Origin of the sequence: Streptomyces sp. NBC_01217, from assembly GCF_035994185.1 — a bacterium.
In the GTDB taxonomy this organism is placed as follows: domain Bacteria; phylum Actinomycetota; class Actinomycetes; order Streptomycetales; family Streptomycetaceae; genus Streptomyces.
The window spans coordinates 8,324,502-8,350,391 of record NZ_CP108538.1; the positions used below are offsets into that span (position 1 = coordinate 8,324,502).

General features: G+C 70.4%; 22 protein-coding genes. 10 read left to right on the forward strand and 12 right to left on the reverse strand.

Annotated features, from left to right (window positions below):
* Positions 1-64 precede the first annotated feature (64 nt).
* A complete protein-coding gene (gene fusA / locus OG507_RS37130) occupies positions 65-2,164 on the reverse strand; it encodes an elongation factor G (protein ID WP_327371489.1) in 2,100 nt (699 codons plus the stop codon).
* A gap of 498 nt (positions 2,165-2,662) precedes the next feature.
* Here fusA and OG507_RS37135 point away from each other — a divergent pair, with 498 nt between their 5' ends.
* Positions 2,663-3,295, forward strand: a complete 633-nt coding sequence (locus OG507_RS37135; protein WP_327371490.1) for a class I SAM-dependent methyltransferase — start codon at positions 2,663-2,665, stop codon at positions 3,293-3,295.
* On the opposite strand, the gene OG507_RS37140 is transcribed toward OG507_RS37135, so the two are convergent.
* The 3 genes from OG507_RS37140 to OG507_RS37150 form a co-directional block, all read right to left on the reverse strand.
* A complete protein-coding gene (locus tag OG507_RS37140) occupies positions 3,231-3,569 on the reverse strand; it encodes a hypothetical protein (protein WP_327371491.1) in 339 nt (112 codons plus the stop codon). The genes OG507_RS37135 and OG507_RS37140 overlap by 65 nt on opposite strands.
* Before the next feature lie 122 nt (positions 3,570-3,691).
* Positions 3,692-4,579 (reverse strand): DUF2510 domain-containing protein, encoded by an 888-nt coding sequence (locus OG507_RS37145; RefSeq protein WP_327371492.1) that lies wholly within the window; start codon positions 4,577-4,579, stop codon positions 3,692-3,694.
* A 70-nt stretch (positions 4,580-4,649) separates the two neighbouring features.
* Entirely contained in the window at positions 4,650-5,243 is a 594-nt protein-coding gene (locus OG507_RS37150; protein WP_327371493.1) for a TetR/AcrR family transcriptional regulator, read from the reverse strand.
* A 78-nt stretch (positions 5,244-5,321) separates the two neighbouring features.
* Here OG507_RS37150 and OG507_RS37155 point away from each other — a divergent pair, with 78 nt between their 5' ends.
* From OG507_RS37155 to OG507_RS37185, 7 genes are all read left to right on the forward strand, one after another.
* Complete coding sequence (locus tag OG507_RS37155) at positions 5,322-6,854, forward strand: class I adenylate-forming enzyme family protein (protein WP_327371494.1); 1,533 nt, start codon at positions 5,322-5,324, stop codon at positions 6,852-6,854.
* Positions 6,851-7,630, forward strand: coding sequence for a crotonase/enoyl-CoA hydratase family protein (locus tag OG507_RS37160; RefSeq protein WP_327371495.1), 780 nt, complete (start codon positions 6,851-6,853; stop codon positions 7,628-7,630). The genes OG507_RS37155 and OG507_RS37160 overlap by 4 nt, the downstream gene beginning before the upstream one ends.
* Before the next feature lie 128 nt (positions 7,631-7,758).
* Complete coding sequence (locus tag OG507_RS37165) at positions 7,759-8,805, forward strand: S66 family peptidase (protein ID WP_327371496.1); 1,047 nt, start codon at positions 7,759-7,761, stop codon at positions 8,803-8,805.
* 116 nt (positions 8,806-8,921) lie between these two features.
* A complete protein-coding gene (locus OG507_RS37170) occupies positions 8,922-9,656 on the forward strand; it encodes a FadR/GntR family transcriptional regulator (protein ID WP_327371497.1) in 735 nt (244 codons plus the stop codon).
* 153 nt (positions 9,657-9,809) lie between these two features.
* Complete coding sequence (locus tag OG507_RS37175) at positions 9,810-10,577, forward strand: (Fe-S)-binding protein (RefSeq protein WP_327371498.1); 768 nt, start codon at positions 9,810-9,812, stop codon at positions 10,575-10,577.
* Positions 10,574-12,115 (forward strand): lactate utilization protein B, encoded by a 1,542-nt coding sequence (locus tag OG507_RS37180; RefSeq protein ID WP_327371499.1) that lies wholly within the window; start codon positions 10,574-10,576, stop codon positions 12,113-12,115. The genes OG507_RS37175 and OG507_RS37180 overlap by 4 nt, the downstream gene beginning before the upstream one ends.
* Positions 12,112-12,744: a LutC/YkgG family protein gene (locus OG507_RS37185; protein ID WP_327371500.1), complete on the forward strand. Its 633-nt coding sequence runs from the start codon at positions 12,112-12,114 to the stop codon at positions 12,742-12,744. Before OG507_RS37180 ends, OG507_RS37185 begins: the two co-directional genes overlap by 4 nt.
* Before the next feature lie 45 nt (positions 12,745-12,789).
* Here the strand turns inward: OG507_RS37185 and OG507_RS37190 are convergent, their stop codons facing one another.
* The 6 genes from OG507_RS37190 to OG507_RS37215 form a co-directional block, all read right to left on the reverse strand.
* Positions 12,790-14,691, reverse strand: coding sequence for a DUF2264 domain-containing protein (locus tag OG507_RS37190; RefSeq protein WP_327371501.1), 1,902 nt, complete (start codon positions 14,689-14,691; stop codon positions 12,790-12,792).
* Positions 14,688-15,728, reverse strand: a complete 1,041-nt coding sequence (locus OG507_RS37195) for a hydroxyacid dehydrogenase (RefSeq protein ID WP_327371502.1) — start codon at positions 15,726-15,728, stop codon at positions 14,688-14,690. The genes OG507_RS37190 and OG507_RS37195 overlap by 4 nt, the downstream gene beginning before the upstream one ends.
* 24 nt (positions 15,729-15,752) lie before the next feature.
* A complete protein-coding gene (locus tag OG507_RS37200; RefSeq protein ID WP_327371503.1) occupies positions 15,753-16,619 on the reverse strand; it encodes a carbohydrate ABC transporter permease in 867 nt (288 codons plus the stop codon).
* Positions 16,616-17,620, reverse strand: coding sequence for a carbohydrate ABC transporter permease (locus OG507_RS37205; RefSeq protein ID WP_327371504.1), 1,005 nt, complete (start codon positions 17,618-17,620; stop codon positions 16,616-16,618). Before OG507_RS37205 ends, OG507_RS37200 begins: the two co-directional genes overlap by 4 nt.
* A gap of 71 nt (positions 17,621-17,691) precedes the next feature.
* Positions 17,692-19,050 carry an ABC transporter substrate-binding protein gene (locus OG507_RS37210; RefSeq protein WP_327371505.1) on the reverse strand — a complete coding sequence of 453 codons (1,359 nt, stop codon included), beginning with the start codon at positions 19,048-19,050 and terminating at the stop codon, positions 17,692-17,694.
* Between the two features lie 102 nt (positions 19,051-19,152).
* On the reverse strand, positions 19,153-20,328 hold the full coding sequence (locus OG507_RS37215; RefSeq protein WP_327371506.1) for a substrate-binding domain-containing protein: 1,176 nt from the start codon (positions 20,326-20,328) through the stop codon (positions 19,153-19,155).
* 168 nt (positions 20,329-20,496) lie between these two features.
* Between OG507_RS37215 and OG507_RS37220 the strand changes: the two genes are divergently transcribed.
* Complete coding sequence (locus tag OG507_RS37220) at positions 20,497-21,264, forward strand: sulfite exporter TauE/SafE family protein (protein ID WP_327371507.1); 768 nt, start codon at positions 20,497-20,499, stop codon at positions 21,262-21,264.
* Between the two features lie 94 nt (positions 21,265-21,358).
* Here OG507_RS37220 and OG507_RS37225 read toward each other — a convergent pair whose 3' ends face one another.
* The gene (locus tag OG507_RS37225) at positions 21,359-22,888 is read right to left on the reverse strand and encodes an amino acid permease (RefSeq protein ID WP_327371508.1); all 1,530 of its coding nucleotides are present in this window, start codon (positions 22,886-22,888) and stop codon (positions 21,359-21,361) included.
* 103 nt (positions 22,889-22,991) lie between these two features.
* Positions 22,992-23,999 (reverse strand): hypothetical protein, encoded by a 1,008-nt coding sequence (locus tag OG507_RS37230; protein WP_327371509.1) that lies wholly within the window; start codon positions 23,997-23,999, stop codon positions 22,992-22,994.
* A 442-nt stretch (positions 24,000-24,441) separates the two neighbouring features.
* On the opposite strand from OG507_RS37230, the gene OG507_RS37235 reads away from it, so the two are divergent.
* Complete coding sequence (locus tag OG507_RS37235) at positions 24,442-25,875, forward strand: FGGY family carbohydrate kinase (RefSeq protein ID WP_327371510.1); 1,434 nt, start codon at positions 24,442-24,444, stop codon at positions 25,873-25,875.
* The last annotated feature ends 15 nt before the right edge of the window (positions 25,876-25,890 follow it).

A 25,890-nucleotide genomic window follows, 5' to 3' on the forward strand; every position in this document is an offset into this window, starting at 1 on the left:
CCGCGCCGGCCGACCCCGCGTTGTGGATGGCCCCGCCCGCGTACGGGCGGGGCCATCCACGTTCCTACCGCGGCGGCGCCCCGTGGGGCACCGCGCCCGGTGCCGGGGCGTAGCCGGTGGCCCGGGTGGTGAACGTCCCCCGGCCCTGCGTCCGGCTGCGCAGCCGGGTCGCATAGCCGAACAGCTCCACCAGCGGCACGGTCGCTGTGACCACCGCTGTGCCGGCCCGCGCGGTCGAGCCCGAGACCCGGCCGCGCCGTGCCGCCAGGTCGCCCAGCACTGCGCCCACGGCGTCATCGGGCACGGTGACGGTGACCTCCACCACCGGTTCCAGCAGCACCATCGCGCTGTTGCGCAGCGCTTCCCGCAGCGCGAGCCGGCCGGCCGTCCGGAACGCCATCTCCGAGGAGTCCTTGGAGTGGGTCGCCCCGTCGGTCAGCGTGACCCGCAGTCCGGTCACCGGGTGTCCGCCGAGAGGACCCTCGGCCAGGGCGTCCCGGCAGCCGGCCTCCACCGCCCGGACGTACTCCTGCGGCACCCGGCCGCCGAAGACGGCGGACCGGAACACGAAGTGCCCGCCACCGCCCCGGCCGTTGCCGTCGGCGGCTTCCAACGGCTCCACGTCCAGCACGACATGAGCGAACTGACCGGCACCTCCGTCCTGCTTGACGTGCCGGTACACCAGCCCGGACACCCCGCGGACGACCGTCTCCCGGTAGGCCACCTGCGGCCGGCCCACGCCGACCTCCAGCCCGTGGGCACGACGGATCTTCTCCACCGCGACCTCCAGATGCAGTTCGCCCATTCCCGACAGCACCGTCTGACCGGTCTCGGGGTCGGTCCGGACCGTCAGCGAGGGATCCTCCTCGACCAGCCGTGCCAGCGCCGACACCAGCCGTTCCGTGTCGGTGCTCCGGCGGGCCTCCACGGCCACGGAGACGACCGGATCGGCCACGGAGGGCGGTTCGAGAACCAGTGGCGCCGCAGGAGCGCACAGGGTCGCCCCGGCGCGGGCGGCCTTCAGCCCGATCACCGCGACGATGTCCCCGGCCACCGCCTCGTCCACGTCCGAGTGCTGTCCGGCCTGGACCCGCAGGATCCGGCCGACCCGTTCGTTGCGTCGCGCACCCACGTCCAGCACCGCGTCCCCCTTCCGGATCGTTCCCGAGTACACCCGCACGAACGTCAGCCGCCCTGTGGCGGTCGAGTTCACCTTGAACACCAGCGCGGCGAACGGCGCCGCCGGATCGGCGGCCCGCTCCTGCACCGCGCCGTCCAGGGTGCCGCGTACCGGAGGGACATCCGACGGCGAGGGCAGATAGGCCACAACGGCCTCCAGCAGCGGCTCGATCCCACGGTTGCGATAGGCCGATCCGCACAGCACCACGACGCCCTCACCCGTACGGGTCAGGTCGCGCAGCGCGGCGGCCAGAGTCCGCTCGGAGAGCGTCGACTCCGCACAGAACTCCTCCAACGCGCCGGGGTGGAGCTCCGCCACCGTTTCCTCAAGCAGTCGACGGCGCCGGTGCGCCTCCTCGCGCAGGGCGTCCGGCACCTGCCCCTCCTCGAACGTGCCGTGACTGTCGGACCAGACCAGTGACCGCATGCGCAGCAGATCCACCACCCCGGTGAACCCGTCCTCCTTACCGATCGGCAGCTGTACCACCAGCGGGACCGTGTGCAGCCGCTCCCGTATCGACGCAACCGCCGCGTCGAGGTCGGCACCGGCACGGTCCAGCTTGTTGACGAAGGCGATCCGCGGCACCCCGTGCCGGTCGGCCTGCCGCCACACCGACTCGCTCTGCGGCTCGACCCCGGCTACGGCGTCGAACACCGCGATCGCGCCGTCGAGCACCCGAAGCGAGCGCTCCACCTCGTCGGCGAAGTCGACGTGACCCGGAGTGTCGATCAGATTGATCCGGTGCCCGTCCCAGGCGCAACTCACCGCAGCGGCAAAGATGGTGATCCCACGGTCGCGTTCCTGGGAGTCGAAGTCGGTGACGGTCGTCCCGTCATGGACCTCGCCCCGCTTGTGGGTGGTGCCGGTGATGTAGAGGATCCGCTCGGTGACGGTGGTCTTGCCGGCATCGACGTGGGCGAGGATGCCCAGATTACGAACGCCGGTCAGCGGACTGGTGGGATGACGGTGCAGGTCGGTGCGCACGGCCCATGGCCTTTCGGGGTGATCCGGATCGGAGCGGCGCGATTCCCGGACGAACCGGCCTGATAACAGGCCCCGCAACAACCCCTGTTATGACGGACCGCATCGGTGTGCGGCCACCCGCTCGGCTCAATACCGTCAGGTCAAGGGTCAGTTGTTCGTCACGGACATCCGGTGCCGGCCGCGCGGCAGGCACCGGGCGCACGAAGACACCAGGATCACCTCGAACCGTGACTGGGGGACAACAACAGCGGTGCGGTAGCGCACGGCCGGTCTCCCCTCACTCGTCACGGTGCGCGTCGCAATGTTGTTGCGGTGCGCCAATGGTGGCGAGTGTAGTGAACCCGGTGCGGACAGGTCACCGTGTTTTCCGCCCGAGAGCGCTGTCGCTCTCGCCGCCGACCCGGTCCGGCGCGACCGTCCGCTGACGGGCGTTGAAGGCCGCCGCGGATGATGAAACGATCCCCGGGAGCCGCCGCGGCAACGGAGGGACCCACACCGATGGATCAGGACCGAGGCCTCCCGGCCGCGAGGGTGTTCGACGCTCTGGGCGCCGCGTACGAGCGGGCGTTCGCCGAATCACCCACCCATCACGCCTCGCTGCGCCGGCTGCTGGAGCACATTGCGCCGTACAGCCGGATCCTGGACGTGGGCTCTGGAACGGGACGGCCGACCGCGCGGATCCTGGCCGACGCCGGTCACGACGTACTGGGCGTCGATGTCTCGCCCGTCATGGTCGACCTGGCGGCCCGGCAGGTGCCCGGTGCGTCCTTCCAGTGCGCCGACATTCGTGAACTCCCGCTGGAAGAAGGGAGTTTCGACGCGGCCTGTGTGTACTTCTCGTTGCTGCAGATGTCCCGCGACGACCAGTCACGGCTCCTGCGCAAGCTGGGACGCCTGCTGGTTCCCGGAGGTCACCTGGTCGTCGCCACGGTGCCGCTGGATGTCGAGGACGTAGGCGTCGACTTCATGGGACAGAAGGTGCGGGCGACCAGCTTCGGCGCCGACGCCTTCACCGAGCTGGTCGCCGGGGCCGGATTCACGGTCCTGTGGCAACAGGACGACGTGTTCACCCCTGCTTACGAAGCAGCGGTGGCCGAGCCCCAGTTGTTCCTGCACTGCCGGCGGACCTGACATACCGCACCAGAGCGCCCCTGCGACGGCAGGCGTTCAGCGGGCCCTTCCACCTGCGCAGCGCGTTACCGCCGCACCGGCGCAACTGCCCGGGCGAGAGGGAGACGGGCTGCCCGCACCTGGTGACCATCGCGTTCACCGGCGTCATCGGGTCCGCCGCCATGCTCTTGGCCAGCAGCACGCCGATCACCAGCGGGGCCAGCGTCACGGCCAGGGCCGTACCGGCGGTGGTGACGTGCTGCATGCGGGGGCGGGGCGGTGCGTCAGGAGCCATGGTGGTCATTCGACCAGCCACGGCCCGCCGGTGAATCGGACGACGTACTCAGTCCGGTCGTCCCTTCGTACTCATACCGGTCCGCGACGCCCGCCCCGCCGCCGTGTTCGTCCGCCGCGCGGCTACGCGGTGGTGCCGGGGCCCGAACCCGTACCCGAAGCGGCCTTGATGCCCCGGGTGATGTCGTCCATGACGGAGAGCTCAGGCGCCTTGGCACTGATGTCGAAGCCGGAACGCACGACGATCAGCGTGTCCTTGGAACGGGGGGACGGGAACGCCAGCGACTGGACGTATCCGTCGTCGCCGCTCTTCGTCACCACTTTCCAGCGCACCAGATAGCCCTTCTCGCCGGCGACGGTGACCGGCTCCGACTTCAGCTCCTGATGCGAGGTGATGCCGCCGTAGATCTTCTCGCCGTACGACTCCGAGGCGTTGGCGGAGATGTCCTTCGTCGCCGTGGCCTTCGCCGTCGTGGTGTTCAGCTTCAGCGCCTTCGCCGGCATGGAGAACACCCCGCCACGCACGCACTTCTGGGACGTGTCGCCGGGACAGGCGTACTCACCCGTGGTCACTCCCGCGCCCGCGATCGCCGACTCGCCCGTCCAGCCGTCGGGCACCGGGAGACTGATACCGCTGGCCAGATCCGTGGCGAAGCCGTCCTCGCTCTGCGGCATCTGTTGCTCGGGTGCCCGGCTCTCGCCGCCGCCCCCGCCTCGGGGCGCGCCCGGCATGCGGCCGGGTCCGTCGGAAGGCGCGGTGGACGGAGCCGTGGCCGCGTCCTTCTTCGTGTCGCCGGAGTTGTCCGACAGCAGAAGGAGGCCGCTTCCGATGGCGGCGAGAACGACCACGCCCGCGGTGATGCCGATGCGCATCCGGCGGCGCCGGATCGCGGCGGGCGGCACGCGGAGATGATCGGTCCACCGGTTGCCGTCCCACCAGCGTTCGTGAGCGGGGCCGGTTCCTGTATGCCCGGGGTCTGGATGCCAGCCGGGCGGGGTCGTCTGGGTCACGCGGCCCACCGTAGAACGGTTGCGTGAGAATCAGATGAGTCCAGAGGATCATGTGAATGCGCCGCGTGCATCAGATCAGGAAGCGCTCCGCCCACAGCCGCAGCATCTCGTCCTCGAACGCCGGATCCTCGCGCAGCACACTGGTCAGTGCCAGCCCCCGGTGCAGGACCAGCAGCGATTCGCAGAGCATGGCGAAATCCTCGCGCGCGGCGACGTCCGGCCCGAGGATGCCGGAGATCACGGCGCGCTGAGCCGCGCCCACCTCACGCTCCGCGGGCAGCAGGGCGGCCTTGAGGCCGGGATCGGTGCGGGCCGCCAGCCACAGCTCCAGGCCCGCGAGGAAGTACGGCCCCGACATCGCGGTCCGCAGCAGCGCGAGCCCGCGCTCCGGGTCCGGGGCGTCCCGGTCCGTCTCGGCGCGGATGTGCGCCAGGCGCAGCTCGGCGACATGGTGGGTCGCCGCCGCCAGCAGATCGGCCTTGGACGCGAAGTGGTGCAGCAGCGCGCCCCGGGACACCCCGGCCCGTTCCTGCACGCGCTGCGTGGTCGTACCCGCGAAACCGTGCTCCACCAGGCAGTCGATCGTGGCGTCGAGCAGCCGCTGCCGGGTCTCCTCCCTGCGCTGCTGCTGGGTGCGTCGGGTGGGCGTCGCGGCGGGGCACATGGCGCGAGCCTACGACAGGGAAAGTGAACCAACAAACAGTCTGGACGGACTGTAATGTGCGGGTCTAGGGTCCGGCACATGCTTGCTGTAGACCTGGTTCGCCGCGGTGCCGCGCGTTTCGCAGGACGCATCGCCGTGCATGTCGAAGACCGTTCCCTCACCTACGCGGAGGTGGACGAGGCCGCCAACCGCCTCGCCCATGTCCTGGCCGGACTCGGTGTCTCACGGGGAGACCGTGTCGGGCTGCTCCTGGGCAACGGGCTGTGGTCCGTCTCGGTCGACTTCGCCTGCCTCAAGGCGGGCGTCGTCCGCGTCCCCCTCAATGGCAGGCTCTCCGCCGCCGAGCACACCCGTATGCTCCGGGACACCGGCGTCACCCTGCTGGTGTACGGACCCGAGCTTGCCGGGCGGGCGGTCGAACTGGGCGAGTCCATGGACGGGTTGAGGCTCGCCTGTCTCGGCGAGTCCCCGCATGCCGACCACCTCGACCTGATGGCCGCGATGCGCACGGCGAGCGCCGCCGACCCGATGCTGCCCGCCGCGCCGGACGACGTCATCCTGATCCTCTACACCTCCGGCACCACCGGCACACTCAAGGCGGCCCAGCACACCCAGGCGAGCTACGCCGCGATCACCGCGAACATCCTGTCCAATCTCGTCTCGCCGGGCCGGGACGACGTGATGCTGCATGCCGCCTCACTCATCCACGCCAGCGGCACCTTCGTCCTGCCGTACTGGGTGCGGGGTGGTGCGGCGGTCGTCCTCGGCGGCTTCGACCCGGACGAGTATCTCGACGCCGTTTCCCGGTACGGGGTGACCGCCCTCAACCTCGTCCCCACCATGCTCGGCATGCTCTTCGCCGACGGACGGGCCGAGCGCGCGGACCTGGGCCGGCTCTCCACCGTCGTCTACGGGGCGAGCCCGATGCCGCGCCCGCTCATCGAGCGGGCACTGGACGCCTGGGGTCCCAGGTTCGTCCAGTACTTCGGCCAGACCGAGGCGCCGCTGTGCCTCACCGTGCTGGACAAGGACGACCACGCCGAGGGCGGCGCGCTGCTGGGCGCCGCCGGGCATCCTGCGGTCGACGCGCGGCTCGTCCTCACCGACGAGGGCGGCGCCCCGGTCGCGCCCGGCGAGATCGGCGAGGTGCGCGTCAAGGCCCCGTTCACCATGGCCGGTTACTACAACGAGCCCGAGCTGACCGCGCGGAGCCTCGGCCCCGACGGCTGGGTCCGCACCCGCGACCTCGCACGCTTCGACGACCGCGGCTACCTCCACCTCGTCGACCGCAGCAGCGACATGATCATCACGGGTGGCTACAACGTCTACCCGCGTGAGGTCGAGGACGCGCTCGCGAGCCACCCCGCCGTTGCCCAGTGCGCCGTCGTCGGCGCCCCCGACCCCACGTGGGTCGAGGCCGTCACCGCCTTCGTCACCCTGCGAACGGGGGCGCAGGCATCCGAAGCCGCTCTGCGCGACCACGTGCGTGCCCGGCTGGCCGGGTACAAGGTCCCGAAGACCGTGCACTTCGTGGACACGATCCCGTACTCCCCGGTCGGCAAGATCCTCCGCCGGGCCCTGCGCGACCCCCTGTGGGAGGGCGAACGATGAGTGAGAACCCCGCGGTACGGATCGAGCGCGACGGCCCCGTGTTCACGGTGGTCCTCAGCCGGCCCGAGGTCCGTAACGCCGTGGACGGCCCGACGGCGGAGCAACTGGCCGATGCCTTCCGTGAGTTCGAGGCCGATCCGGATGCGGCCGTCGCCGTGCTGTGGGGCGAGGGCGGTACGTTCTGCGCAGGTGCCGACCTGAAGGGCATCGGCACGGAACGCGGCAACAAGGTCCTGGCCGAGGGCGACGGGCCGATGGGTCCGACCCGTATGCGCCTGAGCAAGCCTGTCATCGCGGCGATCGCCGGGCATGCGGTGGCCGGGGGCCTTGAGCTGGCCCTCTGGTGTGATCTGCGGGTGGCCGAGGACGACGCGGTGTTCGGGGTGTTCTGCCGCCGCTGGGGCGTGCCGCTGGTGGACGGCGGAACCGTACGGCTGCCGCGCCTGATCGGGGAGAGCCGGGCCATGGACATGATCCTCACCGGACGCCCCGTCCTGGCCTCGGAGGCGTACACCATGGGTCTCGCCAACCGCATCGTCCCGCCGGGCGAGGCCCGCCGCGCGGCGGAGCAACTCGCCCGGGAGATCGCCGCGTTCCCCCAACTGTGCCTGCGCCACGACCGGCTCTCGGCGCGCGATCAGCACGGCCTGAGCGAGCCGGACGCGCTGGCCGCGGAGTACCGGCACGGCCTGGTGCCGCTGTCGGCGGGCGAGACTCAGGCCGGCGCCGACCGTTTCGGAGGAGGCGCGGGCCGGCACGGGTCCTTCGGCGACTGAGCGGTGAGACGCCCGGCGTCACCGCGATACCGAGTGACCAGCCCCAACGCACAGGTCAGGGCACGGCCGTAGAAGCCCCCCGCGGAAATTCACCGGACCCCGCATTCAGTGCCAACTACCCTCATCGGATGCCGACGCCTCTGTACCCCGCCAAGCCCCGGCCCGGCGATCGGGTTGCCGTGCTGTCCCCCTCCTTGGGCCTCCCCGGCATCCTGCCCCTGCCCCATGAGCTGGGACTGCGCAGACTGCGCGAGGAGTTCGGGCTCGATCCGGTGGAGTACCCGACGACTCGGAAGATGGGTTCCACCCCGCAGGAGCGGGCCACCGACATCCACGCCGCCTTCGCCGACCCCGACATCAAGGCCGTGATCTCCAGCATCGGCGGCGACGACCAGATCACCGTGCTGCCGCACCTGGACCGCCACCTCCTGCGCGCCAACCCCAAGCCCTTCTTCGGGTACAGCGACTGCACCAACCTGCTGGTGTTCCTCGACAGCCTGGGCATCGTCGGCTACCACGGCGGAACGGTCATGGTCGAGATGGGGCGCCCAGGCGCGATGCACCCTCTCACCGGAGACTCCCTGCGGGCGGCGCTCTTCACCCGCGGCGCCTTCGAGCTCACCCCGTCCAAGGAGACCCACGGCGCCGGTGGCCGGTGGGAGGAGCCCCGTACCTTCGACGCCGAACCCGAGATGCGGCCCTGTGGCGGCTGGATCTGGCACAACGCCGACGGCCGGAGCGTGAAGGGTGCGAGCTGGGGCGGAAACCTGGAGAACCTGTCCTGGCTGCTGATGGCCGCCCGTGAGATCCAGCCGGTCGCCGCCTACACGGGCCGGGTGCTCTCCCTGGAAACATCCGAGGAGATGCCGTCCGCCGACGAGGTCTACCGGATTCTGCGGAACATGGGGGAGCGGGGGCTGCTGCGCCGGTTCCCCGCCCTCCTCATGGGGCGGGCCAGGAACTGGTCCTTCGACCGGCCGCTCTGCGCCGATGAGGGGGAACGGTATCGCCAGGAGCAACGCAAGGCGGTCCTGAGGGCGTTGAGTGAGTACGCCCCCGAGGCCTTGGCCGTCTTCGATGTCGACCTCGGCCGCACCGACCCGCAGCAGATCATCCCGTTCGGCGGACACATCGAGGTGGACGGAGTGAGCCGCCGCATCGTCGTGACGTACTGAGCCAGGACGCCCCGCCCGGCCTTTGGTCCGACCATACGTGATGTGTGACATAGTTGGAGATCGGGCAGCAGACGCGACGGCAACCGGACGATTCCGGCCGAGGCAGGGGGTGACGGATGCCTGTCGAGTGGCAACCCGTACGGCAGTCCCGTACGCATGAACTCGTGCTCCAGAGCATCGAGCAGCGGGTGTTCGCAGGTGAGCTCAGGGCCGGTGACCGGCTGCCGCCGGAGCGCGAGCTGGCGCCGGTTCTCGGGGTCAGCCGGTCCGCGCTGCGTGAGGCCCTCAGGGTGCTGGAGACCATCGGTGTGCTGGTCGCCCAGCCGGGCCGGGGCCCGGATTCCGGGGCGCGGATCGTACGCAATCCGGACGATGCCCTCGGCCGGTTGCTGCGACTGCACTTCGCCCTCGGCAGCTACAGCCTCCACGACGTCCTCGAAGCGCGCGTCGTGCTGGAGCGGTCCAGCTTCGAGGCGGCCGCGCGGCACGCATCGGCGGAGGATCTCGACGAGGCGGAGACCCTTCTCGTACGGATGGGGGAGCCTGATGTCGAGGCGTCCGAGTTCAATGACCTGGACACCCGGTTTCATGTGCACATGGCCCGCAGCTCCGGCAATGAACTGACCTCCACGCTCACCTCCGCCGTGCGCGAGTCGGTGCGCCCGCTGATCCTGCGGGCCCTGGAAGGCGCCGAGGACTGGCCGGGCACGGCCGCCGCGCTCAACGCGGAACACACCGAACTGCTGCGACTGGTACGCGCGGGCAAGGGCGCGAAGGCCGCCGATCTGGTCGAGCAGCACATCCGCAGCCTCCACGGCACGCTGGTCGACGAGGGCTCCGACCGGTCGTAAGGGCGGTGGGTGCTGTCGCGGTGACGCTTGCTCGGCGATTGTCAGGGGCATGGCATTTCGCCCGCGCCACTCGGGAAGCGCGGCAGCCTTCATGTTTCGGACCGAGGCTAGTATGGTCTGACCATAAAAATGGAGAAACGATCGGAGAGACCCATGCGCATCGGACTCTTCGCCACCTGTCTGGGAGACACGCTCTTCCCCGAGGCGGTGAAGTCGACCGCGGTCCTGCTCGCCCGCCTGGGGCATGACGTGGTGTTCCCGCCGGGGCAGACCTGCTGCGGGCAGATGCACGTCAACACCGGCTATCAGCGCGAACCCGTGCCCCTGGTGCGCAATTTCGCCGAGCAGTTCGGTGACGCGTCGATCGACGCCGTCGTCATGCCGTCCGGATCGTGCGCGGGCTCGGTGCGCCACCAGCACGAGATCGTGGCCGAGCGGTACGGGGACGCGGCGCTGCGCGCGGGCGTCGCCACGGTCAAGGCCAAGACGTACGAGCTGTCGGAGTTCCTCGTCGACGTCCTGGACGTCAGCGACGTCGGCGCGTACTTCCCGCACCGGGTGACATACCACCCCACCTGCCACTCCCTGCGCATGCTCAGGGTCGGCGAGAAGCCCCTGAGGCTGCTCCGTGCCGTCGACTCCATCGATCTCGTCGAGCTTCCCGAGGCCGACTCGTGCTGCGGATTCGGCGGCACCTTCGCCGTCAAGAACGCCGAGACGTCGACGGCGATGCTCCAGGACAAGATGCGCAACATCGCCACCACCGGAGCCGATGTCTGCACCGCGGGCGACTCGTCCTGCCTGATGCACATCGGCGGCGGACTCTCCCGTATCTCCTCGGGCACCCGCACCCTGCACCTCGCGCAGATCCTCTCCTCCACCCGCACCTCGCCGTACGTCCCGACGGAGGCCGTCCGATGAGCAGCACCTTCCTCGGCATGCCCGCGACCCCGCCCCGTTCCCCGTACGGAACGGGCAATCTGCGCGGCGACCGGAAGTTCCCCGCGGCCGCCCACGACGAACTGCGCAACGAGCAATTGCGCCGCAACCTCGGCAGGGCCACCCACACGATCCGCGCCAAACGCCTGAACGTCACCGGTGAACTGCCCGACTGGGAGGAACTGCGCGACGCCGGCTCGGCCATCAAGACCGACACCATGAACCGGCTCCCCGAACTCCTGGAACAGCTGGAGCGCAACGTCACCGAGCGCGGCGGCACCGTTCACTGGGCGCGTGACGGAGTCGAGGCCAACGAGATCGTCGCCCGGCTGGTCAAGGCGACAGGCAGCAGCGACGTCATCAAGGTCAAGTCCATGGCCACCCAGGAGACCGGCCTCAACGAGCACCTCGAATCGGTCGGCATCACCCCGTACGAGACGGACCTCGCCGAACTGATCGTCCAGCTCGCGCACGACAAGCCGTCGCACATCCTGGTGCCCGCGATCCACCGCAACCGCGACGAGATCCGGCAGATCTTCCTCAAGGAGATCCCGGGCGTCGACCCGGGCCTGGACAACGTACCCGCGCATCTGGCCGCCGCGGCCCGCGCCTATCTGCGCGAGAAGTTCATGACGACCAAGGTGGCGGTCTCCGGCGCCAACTTCGGGATCGCCGAGACCGGCACTCTCGCCGTCGTCGAGTCCGAGGGCAACGGCCGCATGTGCCTCACGATGCCCGACACGCTGATCACCCTCATGGGCATCGAGAAGGTGCTGCCGCGCTATCAGGACCTTGAAGTGTTCCTGCAGTTGCTGCCGCGCTCCTCGACCGGCGAGCGGATGAACCCGTACACCTCGATGTGGACCGGGGTGACGCCCGGCGACGGACCGCAGGACTTCCATCTGATCCTGCTCGACAACGGACGCACCGCCGCGCTCGCCGACCGGATCGGCCGCGAGGCCCTCAACTGCATCCGCTGCTCGGCCTGTCTCAACGTCTGCCCGGTGTACGAGCGGGCGGGCGGCCATGCCTACGGATCGACGTACCCCGGACCGATCGGCGCCGTCCTCACCCCGCAGCTCGCCGGGATGCACGCGGCCAAGGACGACCCCAACAGCTCGCTGCCGTACGCCTCCAGTCTCTGCGGCGCCTGCTTCGACGCCTGCCCGGTCAAGATCGACATTCCGTCGCTGCTGGTCGAGCTGCGCCACCAGCACACCGAACAGTCCGGTACGACGGCGGAGAAGCTGGCCATGAAGGCCGCGGCCGGCGTCATGAAGCGGCCGAAGCTGTTCACAGCCGCGCAGAAGGGGGCGGCGCTCGGCCGCGTCATCGCCGGACGGGACGGGAAGATCTCGCATCTGCCGCCGCCCTTCAACGGCTGGAGCGACAGCCGCGACACCGCCGCCCCGCCGAAGCAGACCTTCCGCTCCTGGCTGGCATCGGCCGAGGGCGCCGCGACGATGCGGGCCGCCGCGGAGGAGTACGACAAGAATCAGCAGAAGGAGGAGGAGAAGTGACGACCGCTCGCGAAACCGTGCTGGGCAGGGTCAGGGACGCCCTGGCCCTCGCACCCACCCCCGACACGGCCGTTCCGCGTGACTACCGCACCGGCCGCACCCTCCCCGACGACGAGCGCCTCGCTCTCTTCACCGACCGGCTCATCGACTACAAGGCCCGTGTGCACACCTGCACCGCCGACCGCACGGCACAGACCGTTGCCGAGGTCCTGCGGGAGCACGGGGCACAGCGAATCGGTGTGCCGGCCGGACTCGATACGGCCTGGCTCACCGCGTACGACGGCGAGATCCAGCCGGACTCCGCCGCCATCCCGGCTCCCCGGCTCGATGCCCTGGACGGGGTCGTCACCGCCTCGGCCGTCAGCTGCGCCGAGACGGGCACGATCTTCCTGGACGGCTCGCCCGACCAGGGGAGGCGGGCGCTGTCCCTCGTCCCCGATCTGCATGTGTGTGTCGTCGATCTGTCGACGGTCGAGGCCGGGGTTCCGGAGGCGGTGGCCCGGCTGGTGCCCCAGCGGCCGACGACCCTGATCAGCGGTCCCTCGGCCACCTCCGACATCGAGCTGGAACGGGTGGAGGGCGTGCACGGTCCGCGCACGCTGGTGGTGGTGATCCGGACGGACGTGTAGGGGAACGGACGGGGTGTGCGGCCCCCCGGCCGCACACCCCGGCGCTCAGCCGTGCTCGACGGTCAGCGGCCCGAAACCGATCCGCGTCGTCGTCGCATCCTCCGCCCAGCGGACCTCCACCGCGTCCCCATCCACCGTCACCCTGCTCACCGTCGCGTCGAGCGGCGCCGCGCCGGGCTCCGCGGTCAGCGAGGCGAGCGCCACCAGCACCACCGCGCCCTCAGCGGCCGCGGACAGCCGGGGCACCACCGCCCAAGGGGTGTACGCCGTGCCCTGCGGAGCCCGTACCTCGTCCCGCGACTCCCAGCCGTGCAGACCGTGCAGCGCGGAGACCACCGTGTCGTCGCGGCCGGTCGCCCAGCCCGTCTGCTCGACCCGTGCCCCGGCCGGTGCGCCGAGCACCCGGTGCACCCGCAGCTCGTACCGGCCCCGGACCACGGTCACGCTCTCCACCCGCATCCCCGGAACCATCGGCGCACCGGACGTGAACACCGGGCGGTGCCAGGAGGCCGCCCAGCCCCAGCCGTCGCCCCCGCCGGCACCCAGCGGGCGAATGGCACGGCGGCCGCTGCGCGCACCGGCGACGACCACGGCCAGATGGTTGTCCGCCGCGTTCGCCCTCGACGTGGGGCCGGTCACCGTGGAGTACGACTGACGGCTGTACAGCGGATCGTCCTGCACACCCGACTCGCCCTCGTGCGGGCGGACATGGTCGCTGCCGTGGTTGTGCAGCCGTACGATCCCGTCCGCCCGGGTGGAGTGGACGAGCAGTCCCGGCGCGGGCAGTGCGAGCACCCGGTCGGGCCCCTCGCTCGGCGCGGGCTCCTCGGTCGCCGTCCACAGTGGATGGCTGTCGGGGGCGAGCAGCGAGACGAAGGCTTTGGACGCCCAGTACGGCGATGCGGGCGCCGAGTAGTTCTGCAGCGTGGCCTCGTGCGGGCCGTGCCAGCCCAGGCTCAGCAGCCCGTCCGTACCGGTCGCACCGCGGTCCAGGAAGTAGCGCAGCGATCCGCTGATCACCCGGCGCGAGGCGCCCGGTGTGAGCGGGGTGTGCCCGGTGACGGCGCCGAGCGCGACCGACGACGCGGCCGCGAAACGGTAGGTCAGCGAGCGGCCGAAGTGGATCGGCGCGCCGTCGCCGCCGAAGAGCAGCGAGAAGCCCTCCAGATGTTCGCGCAGCCGGGCGCCGTAGTGCGCGGACAGCCCGGCGTCGCCCGACAGATGCGCGTCCAGCACGGGGTAGAGGTGCAGTGCCCAGCCGTTGTAGTGGTCGAAGGCGCGGCCGTCGCCGTCCGAGTACCAGCCCTGTCCGCGGTACCAGCCCTCCAACAGGTCGAGGGCGCGCTCCTTCGCACGGGCGGTCTCCGCGTCGCCCCGGCCCACGGATTCGAGGAACGCGGCCACGGAGTAGGGGAACAGGTACCAGTTGTTGGGGGCGGGGGTGTGCCGCAGCGCGCCGCGCAGCCACTCCTCGGCACGGTCCTGCACCCCGGCGTCCAGCCGGTCCCACAGCCACGGCCGGGTCAGCCGCAGACCGATGGCGACGGACGCGGACTCGACCATGGGCTGGCCGAAGACGGTGTGGTCGCGGATCAGCGGCCAGGACTCGGCATCGTCCCGGCCGGGGGTACGGGTACCGGCCGCGAGCCCGTCGGCGTACCGGTCGAGCCAGCCGTGCGGGTCCTTGCCGTCCGCGCCCGCCACCCGGAAGGCGGCGGCCAGGAACGTGCGCGCGTACCCCTCCAGACCGTCGGAGCGCACCCCGGACGCGGACGGCCGGCCCGGCAGATCGAGCAGTGCGCCGCCCGGAGTGGCCCACTGCCGGGCGGCCTTGAGCATGCCGTCCGCCGCGGCCTCCCAGTGCGCCCGGGTGCAGCCGGTGTGCGGGCTCAACGCCCGGTCTTCGGCGGGGAGTTCGAGGGATGAGTGCAGATGGGGTGCGGTCATGCGAGGAATGCCAGCCTTTCGCGTCGTACGGGATGGGCGAATCCGTCGCCCGCGGCCCAGCGGTCTGCCTCGCCGACCGCCAGATCGACCAGCCGCCGCCACTCATTGCCCTGCGAGCCCGCGAGATGGGGGGTGAGGGTGACGTTGTCGCACTCCCAGAGGGGGTGCGCGGGGGGCAGGGTGTCGGGCTCCGTGACGTCCAGGACCGCCCGGATCCGGTCCCGGCGGAGTACGTCCACGAGCGCGTCCTGGTCGACGACGGCGCCCCGCGAGGTGTTGATGAGCACACCGTCCGGGCGCATGGCCATGAGCAGTTCACGGCTGACGAGCCCGCGGGTGGCCGGCAGCAGCGGGGTGTGGACGCTCACCACATCGCTGTGTGCGAACAGTTCGCCGAGGCCGACGGGCCGTACGCCGAGCGCGGCGGCCTCCGAGGCCGAGACGTACGGATCGTGGAGCAGCACCGGCAGGTCGTAGGGCCGCAGCAGTTCGATGACGCGCCGGCCGATCAGCGAGGCGGACAGAATGCCGACGGTGCGGCCGTAGTTCCCGACCTGGGCGGGGGTGGCGAGCCAGTTGTCGCGGCGGCGTTCTGTCCGGTAGTCGCGGGCCCGTTCCAGGACCCGCTTGCCGGAGAGCAGGATCATCGCGACGGTGTACTCCGCCACCGGCAGCGCGTTGGCGGCGGCCGCGGACGACACCTCGATGCCGCGCTCCCAGCAGGCCTCGGTGATGTGCCCGCGGATGGAGCCCGCGGTGTGGACGACGGCGCGCAGCCGCGGCGCCGAGTCCAGGGCCGCCCCGTCGAGCGGTGGACAACCCCAGCCGGTGACCAGGATCTCGGCGTCCGCCAGCACGGCGCGGGCCCGGTCGGTGGTGAAGTCGTCGAGGACGGGCAGGGGAGCGACGTCGCAGACCTCGGCGAGCGCGGCCAGGGACCGGGCGTCGAGGAGGGCGGCCGCGGCGTCCGGTTTCATGGCGACGGCGGCGCGTGGCCGGTTTCGGATGACATGGGCGGTGGGGGCGGTGCTGGGCATCTTTCTCCTGGTACGGGGGTAGGGCTACTTGACGGCGCCCGCGGTGAGTCCCGACTTCCAGAACCGCTGGAGCAGGGCGAAGGCGAGGATCAGCGGCAGGACCGCGAGCAGCGACCCCATGATCACGGCGGGGTAGTACTCGGGGGACACGGTGGCGGAACTGTTCCAGGTGTAGAGCCCGAGACTGACCGGATACAGGTGCTGGTCGGAGAGCATCACCATGGGCAGGAAGAAGTTGTTCCAGATCGCGGTGAGCTGGAAGAGGAAGACGGTGACCAGGCCCGGCCCCAGCATGCGCAGGGCCACCCGGAAGTACGTGGTCAGCTCGCCGGCACCGTCCACCCGCGCCGCCTCCAGCACCTCGTCCGGAACGTATCCCTGGCTGAATATCCGGCCGAGATAGACACCGAACGGATTGAAGAGCACGGGGATGAAGACGGACCAGAAGGTGTTGACCAGACCGGTGCCTGACGCCATCAGATACAGCGGCAGCGCGAGCACGGTCTGCGGCACCATCACCGCCGCCAGCACCAGGGCGAACAGCTTTTCCTTGTGCGCGAAACGGTACTTGTCGAAGGCGTACCCGCAGGCGATGCTCACCAGCGCGCCGAGTGCGGCGCCGAGGACCGCGTACAGCAGGCTGTTGCCGTACCACCGCCCGTACAGTCCGCCGTCCATCGCGAACAGGTCCTTGAGGTTCTGCGCGAAGGAGAAGTGGTCCAGCGACAGCACATCGCTGCCGAACAGGGCATCGCGGTCCTTGGACGCGGCGAGCACCAGCCACAGCACGGGCAGCAGTGTGTACAGCACCGAGATGCCGACGACGAGATTGACGACGGAGCGGCCGAGGAGCCGGGGCCGCAGGGCGGCGGCGCTGGTGGTGGTGCTCATCGGGCGTCCTCCTCGGGGGCGTTGGAGCGGTTGGTCCAGCGGGTGACGCCGTAGGAGAGGGCGATCGTGCAGATGAGCAGGACCACCGAGGCGGCCGCGGCGAGGCCGTAGTTGTTACGGGTGAACGCGGCGTCGTAGATGTACATGCTGGGCGAGAACCGCGAGTTGATCACCGGCGTGGCCTGGCTGAGCAGCATCGGCTCGGTGAACAGCTGCAGGGCGAAGATCAGGGTGAACATGGCGACCATCACGATCGACGAACGCACCAGAGGGGTCTTGACCTGGAGTGCCGTACGGACCGGTCCGGCGCCGTCGACCACCGATGCCTCGATGACCTCGCACGGCACGGCCTGCAGGGCGGCGTAGAAGACGACCATGTTGTAGCCGAGGTTGCTCCACAGGGCGATGTTCACGATCGACGGCACGACGGTGTGCACACCGAGGAAGTCGATGGTGATGTCGGCCTCGGCGAACAGGTCGATCACCGGGCTCAGTCCCGGCGTGTACAGGTACAGCCAGATGACGGCGGCGATGATGCCGGGCACCGCATGCGGCAGGAACAGTCCGAGCTGGGCCCAGGACCGCAGCCGTACCACGCCGGAGTCCAGCAGGAGCGCGAGTGCGAGTGCGCCGATCACCATCAGCGGGATGTAGATCAGGCAGTACAGGACGACGGTGCCGAGCCCGCCGAGGAACGTCGGGTCGCTCAGCACGGCGGTGTAGCTGCGCAGTCCGACGAAGACCGTGCGCTCGGGGCCGAAGCCGAGCCCCGGCTGGTCGTCGCCGAAGAAGCTGAGCCATACGGCCGTCCCGACGGGGATCAGGAAGACCGTCACCAGGAGAAGGAAGAACGGGGTCATCAGGGCGCCGCACGCGCCGAGTTCACGGCGCCTGGCAGACCTGCGCGTGGCGCGCGCCGGCGCGGCGGCCGACGGGGTGCGCGTCGGGTGCGCGGTGGGGGTCAGGGGAGTGGAAGCGGGCGTGGTGAGGGGGCTGGTCATGGGTGTCACCTGCCTCTCTGCTGCTGGGAAGGGGGACGGGGGCTCGGATGCGAAGGCGGCGGGGGCTCGGGTCAGCTGCTGTGCTCGGTGGTGGCGAGCCCCAGCGCCTTGAGGTCCGGCATGGTGCCCCGCTGCGTCGCGCGCACGACATCGATCAGCGAGCCCTGGCCGCCGCCCACCCGGGCGAAGCCGTCCTGCATCACCTTCTGGGAGGCGGACATCCGCGGTCCCCAGGTCCAGCCGTCCCTGATCCTGTGCGCCTCCTGCTCGAAGAGCGTGTAGATGTCCTGGCCGCTGTAGTAGCTGCGGTCGAAGGCCTCGCGGCCCACGGCGACGAGATCCGGGGCGGCCGGATACTGGCTGCTGGTGCCGCTGGAGAGCCTGGCGCGCAGCGCGTCGGGGTGCGACACCTGCCACTCGATGAACTCCATCGCGGCCTCCGGGTGGCTGCTCTGGGCGGTGACCGCGAAGGTGGACCCGCCGTGGGTGCCGAGCGCGGAGTCGGACGCGTTCCACTGGGGCAGGGGCGCGATGGCCCACTTGCCCTTCTGCCCGGGCCTGGCGTTCATCTGCGCCCCGGCGTCCCATGCGCCGCTGAGCCGGGTGAGGACCAGACCGTTGCTGACCTGGGCGTCGTACTGGCGGCTGTCGACCGCGTTCATGAAGACCAGGTCCTGGTCGATGAGCCGCTGCCAGTACGCGGCGACGCGGCGGCTGGGTTCGTCGGCGAGCGACACGTTCCAGGCGCCCGCCCGGGTGTCGAACCACTGGGCGCCGGCCTGCCAGGCGTACGCGGCGAACTGCGGGGCGCCGTCCGTGGCGAAGGTGGCCAGCCTGCGGCCGGGGGCCTTGCGGCGCACGGTGCGGGCCAGGTCCTCGAACTCGTCCCAGGTGCGCGGGACTTCGAGCCCGTACTGCTCGAAGAGGTCGGTGCGGTAGTGCAGCACCATCGGCTCTACATCCAGCGGAACGCTGAAGACGCGCTTCTCGAAGGTGGTCAGGCCGAGGGCCTGCGGCAGCAGCTTGGCGCGCAGACCGTCGCTGACCATGTCGGTGATCTCACGGGCGACTCCGTCGATGGCGAAGCCGGGCACCTGGGGGTACTCGATCGTCGCGACATCCGGTGCGTTGCCCGCCCGTGCGGCGTTGCTGAGCTTCGCGTAGCCGCCCTGACCGCCGGTGGGGATCTGCTGGAAGTCGACCTGGACGGTGTCGTGCGTGCGATTGAACGCGTCCACGACCTCCTGGCTGCCGCGCAGAGCGGACCAGAAGGTGATGTGCGTGGAGCGCTTCGCGTTCTTTCCGGCTGTGTTGCTCGTGCTTCCCGCCCCTGATGGTCCGCCGCTGCCGCTGCAGGCGCTGAGCGCGCCTGTCAGAGGCAGGGCGGCGATCGTGGCGAGCACGGATCGACGACTCTGTCGACCGGGCATGTGCGCCTCCCGCGGCTCCTGATTCGGGTCACGGGGAATCCTGATCGGCTGATCGGTAGTGGTCAATAGATCGATCAGAAGAAAATCAAAGCGGTCAAACGCTCACTCGGTGGGAGGGGTTGGCGCCTGTGCCGATCCCCGTACCTTGAGCGTGGGCAGCAGCTCGGTCCGGCGCACCGGAGTGCCCGCGCCGACGGCCCCGGACAGCCGGTGGAGCAGCAGCTCGGCGGCGGCCCGCCCGATCTCCGCCTTCGGGGGCGCCACCGCTGTAAGGGGGGTGCTGCCGAGTGCCGCGACCACATCGTCGTACGCCACCACCGAGCAGTCCCGCGGCACCTCGACACCGCTCTCGGCCAGCCGCTGCACCAGCATCAGCGCGTCCACATCGCCGTGCAGCACGGCCGCCGTGGCGCTCCGCTCCCGCAGCAGCGCGGCCAGGTCGAGAGCGGTGCGGTCGTCGGCCGCGGGGCCGGGCGGTGCGGCAGCCACGGAAACCTCCGCGGCAGGTGAGTCCGGGCCGGGGCCGGGCACCGCATCCGGGGAACTCAGCACCACCGACCAGTCCTCCACCTCAGGACGGGCCGCGGCGATCTCGGCGAACGCCGCACGGATGCTGCGCGCCGTAGGGCTGTCGTCGCGGGCGGCCAGCACGATACGGCGATGCCCCAGCGACACCAGATGCTCCACGGCGAGATACGTCCCGTACCAGTGATCGGAACAGACGGAGTCCAGGGCATGGAGCGCGCTGCCGGGCCGGGGTCGCCGCTCCATCAGTACGGTCGGCACCCCCACGTCCGCGAGCCAGCCGTAGTCCAGCTCCTCCGAGCGCGCGTTGCGCCAGCGCGGCGCGATCAGCAGCCCGCGCGCTCCGTCCGCCAGCGCCCGCTCCACCAGCGGACGTTCGGCACCGGCCGACTGGGGGGCGATGTGCAGGGCGATCCGCATCCCGGACTCCTCCAGGACGGTCCGGGCGCCGTGCAGGGTCTCGTACAGGTACGAATGCCGCTCGGGGACGACCAGGGCGACCGCCCCGCCGTCGCTGCCGGGCTCCTCGCCCCGTGGCGCCGGGACCGAGGCGGGCGGCTGTGTCTCCCGCACCGGCCGGGCCACCCCGTGCCCGCGCCGCAGCCGCCCGACCCGGGTCAGCTCCTCGACGTCCCGCCGGATCGTGACCACCGAGACCTCCAGCTCGGCGGCGAGCACGCTGACCTTGACCGCGCCGCGCGACTCCACCACCGACAGGATTCGCTGCCGCCTGAGTTCGACCGGCTCCCGCATGCTGTTGGCCCCCTCGCCGTACCGCTGCGCGCTGTTCGTTTGAACGCTTCCTGTGAGCGCTTGGGTCGCAGCATAGCGATCACCCCTCTGCTGCGGAGGCGGTCACCGGGAGGGGCTCAGGAGGCCACGCAGGCGCAAAAACATATGGGCATACCATCTGTCCCTGGCATGGACACTCTCACACTCTGGCAACTGGCCGCGCTCGCCGCGGCCTCCGCTCTCGTCGGCTTCTCGAAGTCGGCCGTCAGTGGCGCCAATACGATCAGTCTGGCGGTCTTCGCGGCCGTACTACCGGCCCGCGAGTCCACCGGAGTACTTCTCCCGATCCTCATCGCGGGCGATGTGCTCGCCGTTCTCATCTACCGGCGGCACGCCCACTGGCCGACTCTGCTCCGGCTCTTTCCCGCCGTCGCCGTCGGGGTGGTGGCGGGAACGGCCTTCATGATGTGGGCCGACGACGCCGCCGTACGGACGTCGATCGGCGCGATCCTGCTGTTCATGGCGGGCGTCACCATCTGGCGGCGACGGCCCGCGGTCACGGGCGGGGAGCAGTCCGAGGAGTCCGGCACACCGACGGCGAGCGGCAGACTCAAGGCCCGTTCCTACGGAGTGCTCGGCGGCTTCACCACCATGGTCGCCAATGCGGGCGGACCCGTCATGTCGCTCTATCTGCTCTCCGCCGGCTTCCGGAAGCTCGGATTCCTGGGGACGTCGGCGTGGTTCTTCCTCATCGTCAACACGTCCAAGGTGCCGTTCAGCGTGGGCCTCGGCCTGATCGACGCACAGTCGCTGCTGCTGGACGCCTGCATGCTGCTGTTCGTCCTTCCCGGCGCCTATATCGGGCGCAAGTGCGTGGACCGCATCAACCAGAAGCTCTTCGAGCAGCTGGTGATCGGCGCGACGGTCCTCGGCGGACTCCAGCTGCTCCTGTACTGACCGTCCGACGTCTCATGGCACACGGCTCAGCCCTCCCTGGTCGCTGTTCGCTGCGACCGGGGAGGGCTGAGAACAAGGTGCGGGCGGGGCCGGGTCAGACGATGCCCTCCTCGATCTCCGCCTGCTCGCGCGCGTTCCCGTACGCCGACGGCGTGCTGTACGACCGGCGCGCGACGAACCACCACACGGTGGCCAGGACCAGCACCGCGAGCAGCGCGATCGACGCATAGTTCATCGAGTCGGCCGTCACCGGGGACGACTGCGGGAGCAGGAACAGCACGGTCACGATGGCGACCCACACCACCGCGATCCAGCCGATCGGCTTGCTCCACCGGCCCAGGTGCCAGGGACCGCGCTCGAACCGGTCGCCGGAGCGCAGCTTCAGGAAGATCGGGATCGCATAGGCGGGCGTGATGCCGATGACATTGATCGCGGTCACCGCACCGTACGCGGTGGCGGAGTACAGCGACGGCAGCGCGAGCAGTCCTGCGACGACGACCGACAGCCACACCGCGTTGACGGGTGTCTGGGTGCGTGCGCTCACCTTGTGCCACAGCGCCGAGCCCGGCAGCGCGTTGTCACGGCTGAACGCGAACACCATCCGGCTGGCGGCGGCGACCTCGGCGTTGCCGCAGAACAGCTGGGCCGCGATCACGATCAGGAGCATGGCCGTGGCCCCCGATGTGCCCAGCGCGTCGATCAGGATCTGTGCCGGGGGCACTCCGGTCGCACTGTTCTGGGTGCCCGCGTAGTCCTGGATCGCGAAGGTCAGCCCGGCGAGCAGGACGAAACCGGCGATCCAGGAGACCCAGATCGCGCGGACGATGCCCTTGGCCGCCGTCACCGAGGCGTTCGAGGTCTCCTCCGACAGATGGGCGGAGGCGTCGTAGCCGCAGAAGGTGTACTGCGCGAGGAGCAGGCCGATCGCCGCCACGTACAACGGGTTGTGCCAGCCCGTGTCATTGACGAACTCGGTGAAGACGAACGACGGCGACTGGTGGTTCGAGGGCACGATCGCCAGCACGGTGACGATCACCGCGACACCGGCGAGATGCCACCACACACTGATGGAGTTGAGCACGCTGACGAGGCGGACACCGAAGAGGTTCAGCACGGCGTGCAGCAGCAGGATGCAGACAAAAATGATCATTGTCTTGCCCGGGGTGGGGGTGAATCCCCACTGCAGATTCATCAGCGCACCGGTGAACAGTGCGGCACCGTAGTCGATACCGGCGATCGCGCCGAGCAGCCCGAGCAGATTCAGCCAGCCGGTGTACCAGCCCCACTTGCGGCCGCCGAGCCGGTCGGCCATGTAGTACAGCGCCCCCGAGGTGGGGTACGCGCTGGTGACCTCGGCGAGCGCCATGCCGACACAGAGGACGAAGAGGCCGACACCGGCCCAGCCCCAGAGCATCACCGCCGGGCCACCGGTCGACATGCCGAAGCCGTACAGGGTCATGCAGCCGGACAGGATCGAGATGACGGAGAAGCTGATGGCGAAGTTGCCGAAGCCACCCATGCGGCGGGCGAGCACCGGCTGATAGCCGAGTTCACGCAGCCGCTGCTCCTCGTCCTTCGGCGGGGCTGCCTCCGCACCCGACTGGGTCGGGGTGGATATGGACATGGGAAGAACCTCCATGAGCGGTGAGAGGGAAGGGACGAAAACCGGTCGGTTCGAAACGGGGAGGAGGCACGGGGGCGGGGCACGGGGACCGCGGCGCCGCGGCTCAGCCGTGCGGCCCCCGGCCGGGGTCGCGGGACACGGCGAGACAGCGGCTCCTGGCGCGCAGGAAGACCTCCTCGGCGCCTCCGGAGGCCTGGGGATCACGCGTGCGGTACACCCAGGGGATAGACGTGAAATAGGGCCCGAGCTCCTGGAACACCCGTGCGGCGTCGGCGAATTGGAGGGCCCCCCACAGAGCGTGGGCCAGTTGGTTCAGGTCGAGCAGGGAGTGCGAGATCGGGTCCGTGCGACGGAACCAGAGCTCCAGGGCCCTAGCCGCGTCCCGCTCGGCGTCCTCGGTGACCCAGTGGAGATCCAGAGCCTTCTCGTGGCCGTGCTCGCGGCGGTAGCGCTCGACCCGTACGTACAGCGGCAGCACATGCAGTGCGGAGCCGTCAGGGGCTGAAGAGGCCGCCCACTGAACGAAGTTGACCGCCTCCGAGATCGAACCCCCGGCCTTGCGCGCGTACACGAACTGGAGCATGCGGTGATAGGCCTCGCGGTTGTACGGATCGCGCTTGTCGGCCTCCGCCAGCAGCCCCCACGGGCCGGGAAAGAGCATCGGCCCCGGCGGGCGCAGCCGGTGCTCCTCCAGTTGCTGCCGCTCGTCCAGCTGGGACAGGGCCAGCAGGCACACCCATGGCACCGGGTCCGCGGGCGAGGTGTGCGCGGCGGTCCGGCAGGCCGCCCAGGCCTCCTGCCACAGCTCCTGTGCGCGGTGATGGCCTTCACGGTGGGCCCGCACGGCCCGCTCCACGACGACCCGTGCGTGCATCACGGCGGCGGCGACGCTCCGGGGCTCCTCGGTCAGCCAGGCCTGCACCGCATCCGAACCGGCTGCGATCGCTCCGAGTACCTGGGTGCGCTGAGTCCACAGGGTCCAGTCCGGCGTGCTCTCCAGCAGGTTCCGCATGGACATCCAGCGTCCGGTGCGCAAGTCCTGTAACGCGACACGCAGTTCGTGGTCATGGCCGGCCGGGTGGTAGACCGGCCGGAAGTCACTGTTGGCCATTAAATCGCCCTGCCCCCGTACGGCGGGACGGCATGCGACGGATGGGGGATCTCCTCAGCACGTCACGCAACCCGGCGGCGGCATGGAACCCGTGCAGAAGCGGATGGCCCAGGAGCCGGTGTCCCGGCGCTCAGGGCGGGGTGTCGGTCTCATCAATCCTCAAGGACGTGGGGGGTTAAGCAGCTGTTGAAAAACGAACTGCCCGAAAGCGTCCGGTTGTTGCTCGGCGGTGAGTGTAGGGCCAGTCGCACCGCGCTCCGGACCGATTCGCGGATCTTACTGAAGTCGGCTGATCTGTACGGACGTTGACCAACATGCGGTTGTCCCGGGCGGGCACCTGGGCGGCCCTTGACGTACGCGGTGGTCTGCACCACTCTGGGCGTCGGAGATCAGTGATCACGATTCCGTTCAGGCGACAGAGCTTCCGCACGGCTGGAGTGACATGACAGGCCCGGTACTCGCCGTGGACCAGGGCACATCGGGAACCAAGACTCTGGTGATCTGCCCCGAGCGTGGCGTGATCGGTTCCGCTTCGGCCCCGGTGCGGCCGCGCCACGGCGCCGGTGGAGCGGTCGAGGTCGACCCCGCCGAGCTGCTGGCCTCGGTGGTCGACGCCGGACGGCGGGCTCTGCATGAAGCGGGTGAACCGGTGGCCGCCGTCGGCCTCGCCAACCAGGGCGAGACGGTGCTCGCCTGGGACCCGGACACCGGACGGCCCCTCACCGACGCGATCGTCTGGCAGGACCGCCGCTCCGCCCCGATCTGTGCTGAACTCGCCGCACACGACGAAGAGTTGACACACCTCACCGGTCTGCCGCTCGATCCGTACTTCGCCGCGCCCAAGATGGCCTGGATCCGCCGGGAGCTGACCCGCGAGGGCGTCGTCACCACCAGCGACGTCTGGCTCGTCCACCAGCTGACCGGTGCGTTCGTCACGGACGCGGCCACCGCGGGACGCACCCAGCTGCTCGACCTCGACCAGGTCCGCTGGTCGCCCGAGGCCCTGGACGTCTTCGGCCTCGGTGACGAACGCCTCCCGGCCGTCGTCGACTCCGACAAGACCGTCGGTACGACAACCGCCTTCGGCGGTGAACTCCCGCTGACCGGACTCCTCGTCGACCAGCAGGCCGCCCTGCTCGCCCAGAACGCCCTGGATCCCGGCAACGCCAAGTGCACCTACGGAACAGGTGCGTTCCTGCTCGCCCAGACCGGGCCCGCGCCGCGCCGCGGCTCCACCGGACTGGTCAGCTGTGTCGCCTGGCGGCTCGGCGGCCGTACGAACTACTGCCTCGACGGACAGGTCTACACCGCCGCGTCCGCCGTCGACTGGCTCACCGGCCTCGGGGTCATCTCCGGCGCGGCCGACCTCGACCCGGTCGGCGCCACCGTCCCCGACTCCGGCGGCGTCACCTTCGTACCGGCACTCGCCGGACTCGCCGCCCCCTGGTGGCGCGGCGATCTGCGCGGATCGGTGACCGGCCTCGGCCTCGACACCACCAGGGGCCACCTGGTGCGCGCCCTGTGCGAAGGCATCGCCGCCCAGGTCGTCGAACTCACCGAAGCGGTCGCGACCGACCTGGGTTCCCCGCTGACCTCGCTCCGCGTCGACGGCGGTCTGACCCGCTCCGCACTGCTCATGCAGACCCAGGCGGACCTGCTGCAACGCCCCGTCGAGGTGTCCGCGCTGCCCGATGTCACCGCACTCGGCATCGGAGCGGTCGCCCGCATCGGCCTCGACCCCGGGCTCCCGCTCCAGCAGGCCGTACCCGAATGGAAGCCCGCCGCCGTGTACGAACCCCGGATCGGCGCCGACGAGGCAGCCGAACGCCTCGCCGGATTCCGCGCGGCCGTGCAGACCCTGCTGGAACATGCCTGATACGTACGAGAGTCA

Bases quoted from the DNA above. Each gene is read 5' to 3' on its own strand.
- OG507_RS37230 (WP_327371509.1), bottom strand. From the start codon at position 23,999: ATGGCCAACAGTGACTTCCGGCCGGTCTACCACCCGGCCGGCCATGAC.
- OG507_RS37235 (WP_327371510.1), top strand. From the start codon at position 24,442: ATGACAGGCCCGGTACTCGCCGTGGACCAGGGCACATCGGGAACCAAG.
- OG507_RS37215 (WP_327371506.1), bottom strand. From the start codon at position 20,328: ATGCGGGAGCCGGTCGAACTCAGGCGGCAGCGAATCCTGTCGGTGGTG.
- OG507_RS37205 (WP_327371504.1), bottom strand. From the start codon at position 17,620: ATGACCAGCCCCCTCACCACGCCCGCTTCCACTCCCCTGACCCCCACC.
- OG507_RS37135 (WP_327371490.1), top strand. From the start codon at position 2,663: ATGGATCAGGACCGAGGCCTCCCGGCCGCGAGGGTGTTCGACGCTCTG.
- OG507_RS37220 (WP_327371507.1), top strand. From the start codon at position 20,497: ATGGACACTCTCACACTCTGGCAACTGGCCGCGCTCGCCGCGGCCTCC.
- OG507_RS37175 (WP_327371498.1), top strand. From the start codon at position 9,810: ATGCGCATCGGACTCTTCGCCACCTGTCTGGGAGACACGCTCTTCCCC.
- OG507_RS37160 (WP_327371495.1), top strand. From the start codon at position 6,851: ATGAGTGAGAACCCCGCGGTACGGATCGAGCGCGACGGCCCCGTGTTC.
- OG507_RS37210 (WP_327371505.1), bottom strand. From the start codon at position 19,050: ATGCCCGGTCGACAGAGTCGTCGATCCGTGCTCGCCACGATCGCCGCC.
- OG507_RS37170 (WP_327371497.1), top strand. From the start codon at position 8,922: ATGCCTGTCGAGTGGCAACCCGTACGGCAGTCCCGTACGCATGAACTC.
- OG507_RS37165 (WP_327371496.1), top strand. From the start codon at position 7,759: ATGCCGACGCCTCTGTACCCCGCCAAGCCCCGGCCCGGCGATCGGGTT.
- OG507_RS37195 (WP_327371502.1), bottom strand. From the start codon at position 15,728: ATGCCCAGCACCGCCCCCACCGCCCATGTCATCCGAAACCGGCCACGC.
- OG507_RS37200 (WP_327371503.1), bottom strand. From the start codon at position 16,619: ATGAGCACCACCACCAGCGCCGCCGCCCTGCGGCCCCGGCTCCTCGGC.
- OG507_RS37180 (WP_327371499.1), top strand. From the start codon at position 10,574: ATGAGCAGCACCTTCCTCGGCATGCCCGCGACCCCGCCCCGTTCCCCG.
- OG507_RS37150 (WP_327371493.1), bottom strand. From the start codon at position 5,243: ATGTGCCCCGCCGCGACGCCCACCCGACGCACCCAGCAGCAGCGCAGG.
- OG507_RS37190 (WP_327371501.1), bottom strand. From the start codon at position 14,691: ATGACCGCACCCCATCTGCACTCATCCCTCGAACTCCCCGCCGAAGAC.
- OG507_RS37225 (WP_327371508.1), bottom strand. From the start codon at position 22,888: ATGTCCATATCCACCCCGACCCAGTCGGGTGCGGAGGCAGCCCCGCCG.
- OG507_RS37140 (WP_327371491.1), bottom strand. From the start codon at position 3,569: ATGGCTCCTGACGCACCGCCCCGCCCCCGCATGCAGCACGTCACCACC.
- OG507_RS37155 (WP_327371494.1), top strand. From the start codon at position 5,322: ATGCTTGCTGTAGACCTGGTTCGCCGCGGTGCCGCGCGTTTCGCAGGA.